At 75.7% G+C, this 14,478-nt stretch carries 6 protein-coding genes; 4 read left to right on the plus strand and 2 right to left on the minus strand.

What is annotated here, in order from left to right; all coding sequences use genetic code 11:
- The first annotated feature begins 12 nt into the window (after positions 1-12).
- The 4 genes from TK50_RS11445 (at position 13) to TK50_RS11460 (ending at position 7,389) form a co-directional block, all read left to right on the plus strand.
- Entirely contained in the window at positions 13-3,996 is a 3,984-nt protein-coding gene (locus tag TK50_RS11445; RefSeq protein ID WP_043962723.1) for a type I polyketide synthase, read from the plus strand.
- Positions 3,997-4,080: 84 nt separating this feature from the next.
- Entirely contained in the window at positions 4,081-5,118 is a 1,038-nt protein-coding gene (locus tag TK50_RS11450; RefSeq protein WP_043962724.1) for an ABC transporter ATP-binding protein, read from the plus strand.
- Positions 5,115-5,948, plus strand: coding sequence for an ABC transporter permease (locus TK50_RS11455; RefSeq protein WP_043962725.1), 834 nt, complete (start codon positions 5,115-5,117; stop codon positions 5,946-5,948). Before TK50_RS11450 ends, TK50_RS11455 begins: the two co-directional genes overlap by 4 nt.
- Positions 5,949-5,961: 13 nt before the next feature.
- Positions 5,962-7,389 carry a glycosyltransferase gene (locus tag TK50_RS11460; protein WP_082106253.1) on the plus strand — a complete coding sequence of 476 codons (1,428 nt, stop codon included), beginning with the start codon at positions 5,962-5,964 and terminating at the stop codon, positions 7,387-7,389.
- Positions 7,390-7,458: 69 nt separating this feature from the next.
- Here TK50_RS11460 and TK50_RS11465 read toward each other — a convergent pair whose 3' ends face one another.
- Both TK50_RS11465 and TK50_RS11470 read right to left on the minus strand, forming a co-directional pair.
- Entirely contained in the window at positions 7,459-10,305 is a 2,847-nt protein-coding gene (locus TK50_RS11465) for a helix-turn-helix transcriptional regulator (protein ID WP_241773972.1), read from the minus strand.
- Positions 10,306-10,810: 505 nt separating this feature from the next.
- Entirely contained in the window at positions 10,811-13,651 is a 2,841-nt protein-coding gene (locus TK50_RS11470; RefSeq protein WP_082106254.1) for an AAA family ATPase, read from the minus strand.
- Positions 13,652-14,478 lie beyond the last annotated feature (827 nt).

Below are 14,478 nucleotides of genomic sequence, written 5' to 3' on the forward strand. Positions count from 1 at the left end.
AAGGAGCCCCGAATGAGCGTCTCGCTGGACGAGGTCGTCAGCGCGCTGCGCGCGTCCCTGCTCGACAACCAGAAGCTGCGCCAGCAGAACCAGCAGCTCGCCGCCACGCTCGGCGAACCGGTGGCGATCATCGGGATGAGCTGCCGGTTCCCCGGCGGGGTCGACTCGCCGGAGCGGCTGTGGGACCTCGTCGCCGCCGGCACCGACGCCATGGCCCCGTTCCCCGGCGACCGGGGCTGGAACATGGACGCGCTCTACGACGCCGACCCGGCCAGCCGGGGCACCTCGTACGTGCGCGACGGCGGGTTCCTCTACGACGCCGGGGACTTCGACGCCGCGTTCTTCGGCATCAGCCCCCGCGAGGCCCTCGCCATGGACCCGCAGCAGCGGCTGCTGCTGGAGGCCGCGTGGGAGACGTTCGAGCGGGCCGGGATCGACCCGACGACGCTGCGCGGCGCGCCCACCGGCGTGTACGCGGCCACCAGCAGCCAGGGCGACTACGCGGCCCTGCTGTCCGGGGTCGGCGGCGGCGTCGAGGGCTACCTCGGCACCGGCAGCGCCGCCGCCGTGGCCAGCGGCCGCATCTCGTACGCCCTCGGCCTGGAGGGCCCGGCCATCACCGTCGACACGGCCTGCTCGTCGTCGCTGGTGGCGCTGCACCTGGCCTGCCAGGCGCTGCGGCTCGGCGAGTGCACCCTCGCCCTGGCCGGCGGGGTGTCGGTGATGGCCACCCCGACGGTCTTCGTGGAGTTCTCCCGCCAGCGGGGCCTGTCCACCGACGGGCGGTGCAAGTCGTTCGCCGCCGCCGCCGACGGCACCGGCTGGTCCGAGGGCGTCGGCATGCTGCTCGTCGAGCGGCTCTCCGACGCCCGCCGCAACGGCCACCGGGTCCTCGCCGTGATCCGGGGCAGCGCCGTCAACCAGGACGGGGCCAGCAGCGGCCTCACCGCCCCCAACGGCCCCTCGCAGCGCCGGGTCATCCGCCAGGCCCTCGCCAACGCCGGGCTCACCGCCGCCGACGTCGACGTCGTCGAGGCGCACGGCACCGGCACCACCCTCGGCGACCCGATCGAGGCGCAGGCGCTGCTCGCCACGTACGGCAAGGATCGGGGCGACGCCGCGCCGCTGCTGCTCGGCTCGGTGAAGTCCAACATCGGCCACACCCAGGCCGCAGCCGGCGTCGCCGGGGTGATCAAGATGGTGCTCGCCATGCGGCACGGGGTGCTGCCGCCCACCCTGCACGTCGACGAGCCCACCCCGCACGTCGACTGGTCCGCCGGGGCGGTGACCCTGCTGACCGAGACCACCCCGTGGCCGGACACCGGCCGGCCCCGCCGCGCCGGGGTGTCCGCGTTCGGGGTCAGCGGCACCAACGCGCACACCATCGTCGAGCAGGCCGACCCCGCCGACGCCGAGCCCACCCGGCCGGCCGGGCCGCCCGCCCCGCCGGTGCCGTGGATCGTCTCCGCCCGCTCCGCCCCGGCCCTCGCCGGGCAGGCCCGCCGGCTGCTCGACCACCTCGCCGCCCACCCCGACCTGGCCCCGGCCGACGTGGCGTACTCGCTGGTCACCACCCGGGCCGCCCTGCCGCACCGGGCCGCCGTCACCGGCGACGACGCCGACGCGCTGCGCGCCGGCCTGCGCGCCGTCGCCGAGGACCGGCCGGCCCCCCACGTGGTACGCGGCGTGGCCCGCCCCGCCGGCAAGCTCGCCTTCCTGTTCACCGGGCAGGGCGCGCAGCGCCCTGGCATGGGCGCGGAGCTGCACCGCCGGTTCCCCGTCTTCGCCGCCGCGTTCGACGAGGTGGCCGCCGAACTCGACCGGCACCTGCCCCGCCCGCTGCGCGAGGTCGTCTTCGCCGCGCCGGGCACCCCCGAGGCGGCCCTGCTGGACCGCACCGAGTTCACCCAGCCGGCGCTGTTCGCGTACGAGGTGGCCGCGTACCGGCTGGTCACCGCGTGGGGGCTGCGCCCGCAGCAGCTCCTCGGGCACTCCGTCGGCGGGCTGGCCGCCGCGCACGTCGCCGGGGTGCTGTCGCTGGCCGACGCCGCCGCGCTGGTGGCCGCCCGGGGCCGGCTCATGCAGGCCCTGCCCGACGGCGGGGCGATGCTGGCGGTGCGGGCGTCCGAGGCCGAGGTGGCCCCGCTGCTCGACGGCCGGGTCGCCCTGGCCGCCGTGAACGGCCCCGCGTCGGTGGTGCTCTCCGGCGACGCCGACGCGGTGGCGGCGGCCGGCGAACGGCTCGCCGCGCAGGGCCACCGGACCCGCCCGCTGCGGGTCAGCCACGCCTTCCACTCCGCCCGGATGGACGCGATGCTGGCCGACTTCCGGGTGGTCGCCGAGAAGGTCACCTGGCATCCGCCGGCCGTGCCGCTGGTCTCCGACCGCACCGGGGCCCCGCTGAGCGCCGCCGAGGCCACCGACCCCGGCTACTGGGTCGACCACGTCCGGGACACCGTCCGCTTCCACGCCGGCCTGGCCACCCTCGCCGCCGCCGGGGCCGGCACCTTCCTGGAGCTGGGCCCCGACGGCGCGCTCACCGCCCTGGGCCGGGAGTGCCTGCCGGACGCCGACGCGGCGGCGTTCGCGCCCGTCGGCCGCCGGGACCAGCCGGAGGCGGCCACCCTGCTCGCCGCGCTCGCCGCCGTCGACCTGCGCGGGGCGGGCGTCGACTGGGCCGCGCCCTTCGCCGGCACCGACGCCGCCCGGGTGGACCTGCCCACCTACGCGTTCCACCACGAGCGGTACTGGCCGGAGCCGCCGGTGCTGCACCTCGCGCCCCGACCGGCGTCCGACGCCGCCGAGGAGACGCCGGCCGGCGAGCCGGTCGTCGACCCGGCGCGGCTGCTGCGGGACCGGCTCGTCGCGAGCGCGGTCGGCGACCGGCACCGGATCCTGCTCGACCTGGTCCGGGCCCACGTGGCGACCGTGCTCGGGCACGCCTCGCCCGGGGCGATCGAGGCCGACCGGGACTTCCTGGAGCTGGGCTTCGACTCGCTGACCGCGCTGGAGCTGCGCGACGCGCTGCGCCAGGAGACCGGGGCGGAGCTGTCGGCCACCCTGCTGTTCGACCACCCCACCCCGACGGCGCTGGCCCGGCACCTGCTCGGCCAGCTGCTCGGCGCGGCCGGCGACGCGGCGGCCGGCGACGGCACGCCGGAGGGGGCCGGCGGCATCCTCGGCGGACTGTTCCGCGAGCCCAAGGCCCGCGAGGACGCCGCCGGATACGCCGAGCTGCTGGTCAAGCTCGCCCAGTTCCGCCCCAGCTTCACCGAGCCCGGCCAGCTCAGCCGCCCGGCGGCGATCCTGCGGCTCGCCGAGGGCGGCACCGGCGCGGCCCCGATCGTGTTCTGTTGCACCATGTCGCTGCTCTCCGGCCCGCACGAGTACGCCCGCGTCGCCGCCGGCTTCCGGGGCCACCGCGACGTGTGGGCGCTGCCCAACCCCGGCTTCGCCGTCGGCGAGGAACTCCCCGCCGACCTGGACGCGCTGCTGCGGGTGCACGCCGACACGGTGCTGCGGACGGTCGGCGGCGGCCCGTTCGTCCTCGCCGGACACTCCGGCGGCGCGATGGTCGCCAACGTGCTCGCCCGGGAGCTGGAACGGCAGGGCCGGCCGCCCGCCGCGGTGGTGCTGATGGACACCTACCCGGCCGACAGCGAGGTGCTCGGCGGCTGGACGGGGCAACTGCTCGACGGGATGGTCGAGCGGGACAGCGCGTACACGCCGATGGACGACTACCGCACCACCGCCTGGGCCGGCTACCTGCCGCTGTTCCTCACCTGGCAGCCCGCCCCGATGGACTCGGCGACGCTGCTGGTGCGGGCCACCCGGCCGCTGGGGCAGTGGCACGGCGAACCCGACGGGTGGCGGTCGCGGTGGCCGTACCCGCACGAGGCGGTGGACGCCGACGGTGACCACTTCACCATGGTCGGCGAGCGGGGCCCCGACCTGGCCGCCACCGTGCAGCGGTGGCTGGCCGACCGGGGCCTGTGACACCGCCCCTGGCCTGCCCCTAGCACCCCCTAACGAAGCGATTGACATCTGTCCCAGCAGGGACCAGGACGGGAGCATGGCGACGTGGACGAGGCAGTGGTGGTCGAGGAGCTGGTCAAGCGCTACCAGCCCAACATGCCGCCGGCGGTGGACGGGCTGAGCTTCTCCGTCGCCGCCGGTGAGGTCTTCGGTCTGCTCGGGCCGAACGGCGCGGGCAAGACCACGACGATCGGGGTGCTGACGACCCGGGTGCGGGCCACCTCGGGGCGGGCGGTCGTGTGCGGGGCGGACGTCGTCCGCTCGCCGGCCGCGGCCCGGCAACTGCTGGCGGTGGTGCCGCAGCGGGTCAACCTGGACCGGGCGCTGACCGTCCGGCAGAACCTGCTGTTCCACTCGGCGTACCACCGGGTGTCCCGGTCGGTGCGCACGAAGCGGGCCGACGAGCTGCTGGAGCAGATGGGCCTGAAGGACTTCGCGAACGCCCGCACGGACTTCCTCTCCGGCGGCCTGGCGCAGCGCACGATGATCGCGCGGGCGCTGATGCACGCGCCGAAGGTGCTCTTCCTCGACGAGCCGTCCGGCGGCCTCGACCCGCAGTCGCGGCTGTTCGTGCACGACCGGATCGCCGAGCTGAAGCAGGCCGGCGTGACCGTCGTGGTGACCACCCACGACATGGACGAGGCGGAGAAGCTCTGCGACCGGGTCGGCATCGTCGACCACGGCAAGCTGCTCACCCTGGACACCCCGGCGGCGCTCACCCGCACCCTGCCGGGCAGCAGCACGCTGACCCTGGTGGTGGCCGCCGGCGCCCCCGCCGAGGACGTGCAGGCGGCGCTGGGCAACGTCGCCGACGTGGAGCGCGTCGAGCGGCTGCGCGCCGGCGGCCCGCCCGGCGGGATGCCGATGTTCCCCGGGATGCCGCCGATGCCGGTGCCGGACGCCCCCGCCGACCCGGACGCCACGTTGTCGTTCCGCCTCTACACCGGCACCGCGCCGGCCAACGCCGTGCCGATGGCGCTGAAGATCCTCACCGACCTGCGCTGCGAGGTCCGCGACCTCAGCATCGGCCAGCCGAGCCTCGAAGACGTCTTCATCCACCTGACCGGAAGGGAACTTCGGTGAGCGTCACCGCACCCGCCACCCCGTCGACCGCCGTGGCGCCGGCCGCGCCGGTGCGCGGGCTGGACCAGCTCGCCACCTTCCGGGCGGTGCTCTGGCGCGACATGTTCGTCACCAGCCGGGAACTGGGCGCATTCTTCGCCCAGGTGTTCCTCCAGCCGCTGTTCATGCTGCTGATCTTCGGCAAGGTCCTCACCAGCCTCGGCTACGCCAGCAACGACTTCGCCAACGTGCTGCTGCCCGGCGTCATCGCGCTCAACGCGTTCCTCATCGGCCTGGAGAACACCGCCCTGCCGATGGTGATGGACTTCTCCTTCACCCGCGAGATCGAGGACCGGCTGCTGTCGCCGATGGCGATCCCGCTGGTCGCGTTCGAGAAGATCGTCTTCGGGGCGATCCGGGGCGTCATCGCCGGCGTGGTGCTGATCCCCATCGGCATGCTGATGCTCGGCGTCACGTGGCCGCTGTCGACGCTGCTGCCGGTGCTCGGGGTGCTCACCGCCGGGGCGATGGTCGGCGCGGCCATGGGCCTGACGTTCGGCACGCTCGTTCCGCCGCACCGCATCCAGATCATGTTCACCGTGACGATGACCCCGCTGATGTTCACCGGCGCCACTCAGTTCCCGCTGCGCGCCCTGGACCAGCTGCCCTGGTTCCAGGTGATCTGCGCCCTCAACCCGCTCACCTACGTCAGCGAGGCCACCCGGTCGCTGGTCGCCCCGCCCGGGGTGCAGTCGGTGCCGCTATGGCTGGACCTGATCGTGCTGGCCGGGGTGTTCGTGCTGTTCAGCGCCATCGGCATCCGCGGCTTCATGCGCCGGGCGATGGACTGAGGCGGCCGGCGCGATGACGACTCAGGCGGCCGGCGCGATGACGGCCGACGAGAGCCCGCTGCTGATCGTCACCTCGGGCAGCTCCGGGCTGTTCAACCCGCTGCTCACCCTGGCCGGCGAGCTGAGGCGCCGGGGGACGCGCCGGGTGTTCTTCGCCTGCACCGACGAGCGGCGGGCCGACGTCGAGGGCCTGCCCGGCGGCGGGGAGCTGACCTTCCTGTCGCTCGGGCCGGCCCGCCTGGCGGTGCGCCCCGAGCACTGGGACGACGAGACCCACCGGCGGATGTCCGCCGGCAGCCGGGTGGAGAACTTCGCGACGTACGTCGACACCTCCGTCGACTACGACTACCTGCACGAGCTGTACGAGCGCTGCCTGACCCTGGTCGACGAGGTGGCCCCGGCGCTGGCCGTGGTCGACTCGTTCGCCTCGTTCGGGATGGACGCGATGACCGTCCGGGGCGTGCCGTTCGTGATCAGCGTGTCGGTGCCGCCGTCGAACTTCCTCCAGGACAGCCTGCCGCCGACGTACCCGATGCCGCTGTCGGGGCTGCCGCTGCACATGAGCCCGAGCCAGCAGGCCGCCAACGGCCGCCACCGTGAGGCGCTGCTGAAGACCCTGATGGAGCCGCAGCGGCTGGCCCGCAACACCGCCGCCGCCCAGCGCCGCAGGGCCGCCGGGATCCCCAACGTGGAGCTGCGGCCCTCGCTGTACGCGCAGGCGGCGCGGGCGCTGCTGGCGTACACGGTCTTCGGGTTGGAATATCCCTTCGCCACCGCGCCGGCGACGCTGCGCACGGTCGGCTCGATGGTGCCCACCGAGATCGTGCCGAGCGCCGACGGCGCGGAGCTGCGCGGCTGGCTCGACGCCCACGAGTCGGTGGTCTACGTCGGGTTCGGCACCATCATGCGCCCGACCGCCGCCCAGGTGGCCGCGCTCGTCGACGTCGCCGCCCGGCTCGGCCCCGACCACCACGTGCTGTGGAAGCTCCCCGCCGACCGGCAGCGGCACCTGCCGCCGGCCGCCGAGCTGCCGGCGAACCTGCGCGTCGAGTCGTGGCTGCCGTCGCAGGTGGAGGTGCTGGCCCACCCGCACGTGCGGGTCTTCTTCAACCACGCCGCCGCCAACGCGATCCACGAGGCGGCCTGGTTCGGCGTGCCGCAACTCGTGCTGCCGTTCTGGTTCGACTGCCACGACGGCGCGGTCCGGGTCGTCGACGCGGGCGTCGCCCTGGCCGTCGAGCACGACGACACCCTCGACGTCGACGACATCGTGGCGAAGCTGCGCCGGCTGCTGACCGAGCGGACCTTCCGGGACCGAGCGGCGCTGTGGAGCCGCCGGCTGCGCCAGGCCGGCGGGGTCAGCGCCGCCGCCGACCTGGTGCTGCGTCACCGCGACGAGGCGGCGGCGTCGCGTCGCGCCGTCGCGCCCGCCGCCGGCTGAGGCCCTTCCCCCGTACGCGAAAGGGGGCGGCGCGGTGGTCACCCACCGCGCCGCCCCCTGCGTCGTCGGTCAGGACGCCGCGCCCTGCGGCTCCTCGGCCAGCGGCTCCGCGTAGGCGACGAGCCGGGCCGGCAGGTCGGTGCGCCGCTTGACGTCCAGCTTCCGGTAGACCCGGGTGAGGTGCTGCTCCACGGTGCTGACGGTGATGAACAGCTTGCTGGAGATCTGCCGGTTGGTGTGCCCCTGGGCGGCCAGCGCGGCGACCCGGCGCTCGGCCTCGCTGAGCCCGTCGTCCGGCTCGTGCGCCTCGGCCCCGGCCGGGTACGCCGGCAGCCCGCCGCCCGCGTCGCGCCGGATCAGCCGCTGGGCCAGCACCGACGCCCCGCAGTCCTGGGCCAGCTGGTAGGCCCGGCGCACCAGCAGCCGGGCGCGCGCCGAGTCGCCGGCCCGCTGCAGGCTCTGGCCGGTGTCGCCGAGGGCCCGCACCAGCTCCAGCCGGTCGCCGCAGCCCTGGAGCAGGTTGACCGCCTCGCCGAGCAGCTTGCGCCGGTGGTCCGGGGCGGCGGTGGTGGCGAGCAGTCGCAGCGACCGCCCCCGGGTCCGGTCGTCGACCCCGTGTGCGACGCGCAGCTGCTCCTGCAGGAGCTGGGTGGCGTGGGTCTTGTTGCCGACGCTGAGCTGCACCCGGGCCAGCTCCAGCCGCCACGGCACCAGCCCGGCCACGTCGATGCCCCAGCCGCGCATCAGCTCCCCGCAGCGGCGCAGGTCGGCGGTCGCCGCGTGCGGCCGGCCCATGGCCAGGTGGTGCCGGCCCCGGGCGGCCAGGTAGTGCACGCCCAGCGGGGTGCGGAACATGCCGGCCGGGACGGGGTGGGCCAGCCACCGGTCGGCCTCGGCGAACCGGCCCGCCTCGGTCGCGCAGGCGATCAGCGTGGCCAGCGGCCCGGCGATGGCCACCCCCCACGCAGGGGCGGGGATGTCCTCCAGCGCCGCGCGGGCGTGGTGCTCCGCGCCCGGCAGGTCGCCCAGCCGCAGCGCGGCCTCGGCGCGGACCGCCCGCACGACGGCCCGCCACACCGGGGCGTGCCGGACCGCCGGCCGGTTGAGCAGGATCTCGGCCCAGGCCACGACCCGGTCGCAGCGGCCCGACCAGAGCAGCGCGAGCAGCGGGGCGGTGAGCAGCCCCAACGCCCCGTCGTCGGTGTGGTGCCGTTGCAGCAGCTGCTCGGCGGTGGCCACGGTGTCGTTGTCGGCGTTCGGCAGCAGCGCCGTGCCGAGCACCGTGACGGCCTGCAACTGGGGGCTGATCGACGTCGGCGCGGTCGCCGCCCGGCTCCACGTGCTCGGCGTCTCCCGCACGGAGGCCAGCTGGTCGGGGTGGGAGAGGGAGACCAGCAGCTGCATGGCCCGCAGCCGGCCGGCGTGGCCGGCGGCGGAGCCGGGGTCGTCGTCTCCGGAGATGCCGCTGACGGCCTCGGTGGCCTCCTCCGCCCGCCCCTGCCAGAGCAGGAACGGCACGGTGGACAGGGCGGCCCCGGTGGACCAGCCGGTGGCCCGCGCGGTCTCCACCAGCTCGGTCAGGTGCCCGTTGACGGCGAGCGGGTTGACCTGCCAGCGGGCGTTGACCAGCATCGCGGTGGCGGCGGTGCGCTGGCGCTCGTCGACGTCGGCGCGGGCGACCAGGCGCAGGCACGCCGCGGCCACGTCGGGCCGGCCCGACGCCAGGGCCTGCGCGGCGGCGTCGGAGAGCACGGGCACCACCCAGGGGGCGTCCGCCCACGCGGCGGCGACCAGGTGCTCGGCCACCGCGCCCGGCTCCGCGCCGTGCTCGTGCAGCACCTCGGCGACCCGCTGGTGCAGGCCGCGACGCTCCTCGGGGGACATGTCGGTCAGGATGGACCGCAGGATGCGGGGGTGGCGCAGCTGGTCGGAGTCCATCAGCCCGGAGGTGCGCAGCACCCGCACCGCCGGGGCGGCCGACTCGGGCACCACGTCGAGGACGTGGCCGAGCAGCTCGGCCGGGACGGGGCGGTTCAGCACGGCGAGGGCCTGCGCGACGCGCCGTACCCCGGGCTCGTGCCGGTAGAGGCAGCCGAGGACGGCCTGGTCGAACGGGTCGCCGCCGGTCGGGTCGGCCCCCCGCTCGTCGGCCGCCCCGCCGGGGGCCCGCTCGTCGATGAGGGCGCGGGTGAGCAGCGGGTTGCCGCCGGTCATGCTGAGGCACCGTTCGGCCGTCTCCCGGGCGGCGGCGGTCCCGCCGTCGGCGTCGACCAGCCGGGCGATCCCATCGACGGTCAACGGCGGCAGGTTGATCCGCGAGAAGTACGGCTGGCTGAGCAGCTCGGCGCGGAACAGCGGGTGCGGCGGGCGCAGCGTCGACGCCTCGGCGAGCACCACCATGATCCGGGCGTGCCGCAGTCGGCGGGTGACGTAGAGCAGGCAGTGCAGCGACGCCGGGTCGGCGTGGTGCACGTCGTCGACGGCGAGGACCAGCGGCCCGGCGTCGGCGAGGTCGAGCAGGGCCGTGAACAGGCCGTGCAGCAGGGGCGCCCAGACCCGGTCGCCGGCGGCCGCCCCGTCGGCCGCGTCCCCGCCGGGCTCCGGCAGGGGCACGGCGAAGGCGGCGTCCCGCATCAGGTTCTCGATCCGGGTGGCCGCCTGCTGCTCCAGCCTTGCACTGTGGAACAGCTGCCCCAGGACTCCGAGATGGAGCCCGCGTTCCGCCCGCGACCCGGCCGCGCCGAGCACCCGCCCCCCGGCGGCCGCGGCCCACTCGCTGAACGTCTCCAACAGACTCGTCTTGCCGCTGCCCACCGCGCCCGTCACGAGCGCGACGTGTCCGCGTTGGTGCTCCGCGCAGGCGTCGAACGCCCTCCGGAGCCGGTCCAGTTGTTCCTCCCGCTGCACCAGCACCACTCGTGTCAGCCCTTCTCGTACGCGGTGCCGGGCCGGGAACACCGGCGCTGACCGACACCGCCCCCCCAAGCCGGACAGCCGCCCCTCCACCACACCCACCCGTCGCACCGGGTAGGGGTGGAGCGCACCGGGCCGCCATGCCGGGTGGACCTGAACTGTCCCCTGACCGGACCGCGCTCCCCAGCGAGCGATCCGGATGTCCAGGCGAGTTTGGCACCGGGTCGGGTGTGCGACAACGGGCGCGAGACCCCATCGTTTGGCGCGCAAACCTGCGGATCCGGGTGGCCGTTAGGGGTTGCCAGCGACGCCGTAAGGGGGGTCGGCGACGGCCGGGCGGCGGCACGTGTCGACGGGACGTACGGCGGGTGTCGACACGGCGGGGTGATGGTGTCACACGCTCGGGTCCCGGCGCACCTCCACCAGGGCACGACGGCGGGACGTCCGGCGGCCGGACGTCTGCGTTCGGGCGGTCGGCGGGTCGGCGGGACGGTGGGTGCGGCGGGGGTCAGCGCCGGGCGTCGTCGTCGCGGCCGGGGGGCGTGCGGGGCGCGCCCAGGCGTTCCGCCGGCAGCGCGCCGGGCCGGTCCAACCGCAGCCGTACGGCCAACTGCCGGCGCGAGTCGACGTCGAGCTTGCGGTAGATGCGCGTCAGCCGCTGCTCGATCGCGCTGACCGTCAGGAACAGCTTCTCGGCGATCTCCCGGTTGGTGTGGCCCTGCGCGGCCAGGGTGGCCACCCGCGACTCGGTGTCGCTGAGCCCCTCCACCAGCACCGCCACGTCGGGGTCGGCGCCGACCGGTCCGCCCCGGGCGGTGCCGGCGGCCGGCCGCAGCAGCGGCAGGCCGCACTCCTGGGCCAGCGTCCGGGCGGCCCGTGCCGCCTTGCGGGCCTGCCGCAGGTCGCCCGCCTGCTGGTAGGCGTGGCCCAGGTCGGTGAGGCTGTGCGCGAGCTCCATCCGGTCGCCGCACTGGCGCAGCAGCCGCACGGAGCCGCGCAGGTGCGGGATCGGGTCCGGCCCGTCCTGCGCCGCCGCCAGCACCCGCAGCGCGGCGGCCCGGTACCGCACGTGGCCGGGCCGCAGCCGGCCCAGTTCCTCCCGGACCAGCTTCTCGGCCTGCTGCCGGCGGCCGATCTGCAGCAGGGCCCGGGCCGACTCGGTGCGCCACGGGATGAGTGCCGGCAGGTCCAGCCGCCAGGCCGTCATCAGCTGCCCGCAGAGCTGGAAGTCGGCCAGGGCGCTTTCCGGGCTGCCGGCGGCCAGCGCGTGCAGCCCCCGGGCGTGCAGGTAGTGCAGCCCGAACGGGGTCTCGAAGAGCACCTGGGGCACGGGAACCTGGAGGCAGGCCGCCGCCGCGTCGAGTTCACCCAGGAACGTCAGGGCCCGCAGCCGGATGGCCAGCGGTATGCCGATCACCACGCCCCAGCCCTTCGGGGAGAGCTGGGTCAGCGCGGTGTCGGCCAGCTTCTGCGCCCGGGGCAGGTCGCCGCGCCGGCCGGCGATCGCGGCGTCGAGGGCGGTCAGCATCGCCGCCGGGGTGGGATGCCGGCTGACGGTGGCGCTGCGGCCCAGCCGGCCGCACCAGTCGCCGGCGAGGTCCAGCCGGTCGGCGTAGATCATGGTGATCAGGGCGCAGATGGCGGTCCACATGTCCCGCTCGTCGTCCAGCCCGATGGTGGACAGCACCCGGTCGGCCTCCTCGACGGCACCGCCGTCGCCCCGCTCCAGCACGGAGGCCAGCATGGTCACGCCCTGGAGCCGCTGCTTCACCTTCGCGACGGTCAGCGGGTCCCGCCGGGCCGGGGCGGGGGCCGTGTGGTCGATCGTCACCCCGGGGTAGAGGGTGGCCATCCAGCCCTTGGTGACCAGCAGCTCGGCGGCGGAGCGCGGGTCGCTGCTGTCGGCGCGCTCGCCCAGGTGCTGGACCAGCTCGACGGCCTTGTCGATCTGGCCGTGCCAGAGCAGGTACTGGATCGGCCCGGCGGCCTGCGTGCTGCCCAGGTGCCCGGCCCGGACGGCGCTGGCCACCCCCTGGAGGTGGGGCATCGCGGCCTGCGGGTCGAGGCGCCACTCGGCGCGGGCGAGGGCGGAGCGGGCGCGCGCCCGCAGGCACTCGTCGGCGCAGTCCCGGTTGGCGCGGCGCAGGAACCGCAGGGCCGCGTCCACCTCGCCGTCCAGCAGCGCCTGCTCACCGGCGTCGAGCAGGGTCCGGGCCATCCACGGCTCGGCCAGCTCGTCGGTGCGCAGCAGGTGCCCGGCGACCAGGACCGGCGACGCGCCGTCCTCGTGCAGCAGGCAGGCGGCGAGCCGGTGCAGCCGGGCGCGTTCCTCGGCGGTGGTCCCGTCGAGCACGGCCCGTCCGACGGCGGGGTGCCGCAGGCCGCCCTCGGTGATCAGGCCGGCGCTGGTGGACTCGTCGATCGCGAGCAGGGCGGACTCCGCGCGTACGTCGACGAGCTGCGGCAGCAGGGCGCCGTGCAGCGGCTCGTCGGTCACCGCGAGCGCCCGGGCGGCCTTGAGCACCAGGTGCTCGCACCGGTAGAGGCAGCTCAGCACGGCCTCCCGGAACGCCTCGCCGGCCTCCGGCCGGGCGGCGCCGCGCGGCGCGGCGGTCAGGTGGTCGTCGGCGAGCGCCTGCACCAGCAGGGGGTTCCCGCCGCTGATCCGGTGCACCTCCTCGGCGACGCTGCGCGCCGTCGGCACGCCGAGCCGGTCGGCCAGGGTCTGGTAGGTCCCGTCCGGGGTGAGCAGGGGGATCCGGATCCGGTGCAGCCGGGCGGGTTGCAGCAGCTCGGCGTAGACCTCGGGGTGCCACGGCCGGGTGCGGGGCGCCTCGGTCAGCACGATCAGCACGGGCAGGCCGGGGATGCGCCGGGCCACGTAGTCCAGGCAGCGCAGCGACGGCACGTCGGCGTGGTGGACGTCGTCGACCCCGATCACCAGGGGACCCCGGGCGGCCAGCTCCAGCAGGGCGCCGCCGATCGCCGCGATGGTGCGGGCCGCCCCCTCCTGGTCGTCGTCGAGGTCGGGCCAGCTGAGGGCGCCCCGGTCGAGCAGCCGTTCGAGGCGGGCGCGGGCGTCGTCCGGCGGAGCCGCCCGGACGAGTTGGCGGACGACCTCCAGCGGGACGGCACGTTCGGCCCGGGAGGCGCTCGCCCCGAGGAAGCGGGCGTCGGCGTCGGCGGCCCGCCGGGCGAAGGCCTGCAACAGGGTGGTCTTGCCGGCGCCGACGGGGCCGGTCAGCGCGATCACCGGCCGGGCGTCGGCGGGCGGACCGGCGGGGGTGCCCAGGTCGCCGAGCCGGCGGGCCAGGAGGTCGAGCTGGTGGGACCGTTCGCTCAGCTCCATGGGCGTGGCCTCGGAAGGCGCGCGGGGCCAGCCGTCACGGGGCCCGCCACCTTCCCTGGTCTGCCATCGAGCCTGACGAAATCGGAGACCGGCAATTTTCGACCCATTCCCGTATTGGCGAATATAGACGGCCGTCACGCGTTCGCGGCGGGCCATCGATTAGCTTGACTGGCTGATGCTCCCGGACCAGGGCTCTACCAGCACCTTCGACAATTCTAGGGCCCGTCCGGACGCATCCCCCCGCTATCGACCGCCGTGCATGCTGGGAGTATGGCAGTCCGGCAATTGGGCGGCAAGCCGAAGGTTGTAAAGGATAGGCAAACATCGGTTTGGTGCCTTCGGGCGACGCCGGGCGCGTCGGCGGAACTGACAGCGGACCGTCGCCGGGTGAATTCACAAAGTGATACGTGAGCGTTTCTCCGGTCGGTTGATGCCGTTTTCGGGGCTTGCCGACAATTGGGTGGAAAGGGCTGTGCGGCCCCGTTGACCCCAAGGGGGCGCTCCCCGTGCCGCGGTGCGGAGGGGCGCCGGTCCTGCCGGAGCCGGCCCGCGCCCGGCCTCCGGCGACGGTGGCGCTGCGTGGCATCCGCGCGGGCGGCGCCGCGTCGGCGTCCGGCGGATCTGCCGCCCCGGCGGCCGGGCCCCTCGTGGCGCGACCCCAGCCGGAGCGGGCCGTTCGTCCTGGGAGCGGGATGGTGGGCGGGGGTGTCGGCGGCGGGGCGGCCGCGTCGGGCGGCGCGGAGCCGGGACGTTCGACCCCGTCCCGAGGGGCGGGACGATGTCGCTGCGTGACGGACCGGCGGTGCCAGCGGGCGGCGGTCGACCCG

Source organism: Micromonospora haikouensis (genome assembly GCF_000876225.1).
GTDB lineage: Bacteria > Actinomycetota > Actinomycetes > Mycobacteriales > Micromonosporaceae > Micromonospora > Micromonospora haikouensis.

Coding starts and splice junctions, on each gene's coding strand:
- TK50_RS11460 (WP_082106253.1), top strand. CDS start 5,962: ATGACGACTCAGGCGGCCGGCGCGATGACGGCCGACGAGAGCCCGCTG.
- TK50_RS11470 (WP_082106254.1), bottom strand. CDS start 13,651: ATGGAGCTGAGCGAACGGTCCCACCAGCTCGACCTCCTGGCCCGCCGG.
- TK50_RS11445 (WP_043962723.1), top strand. CDS start 13: ATGAGCGTCTCGCTGGACGAGGTCGTCAGCGCGCTGCGCGCGTCCCTG.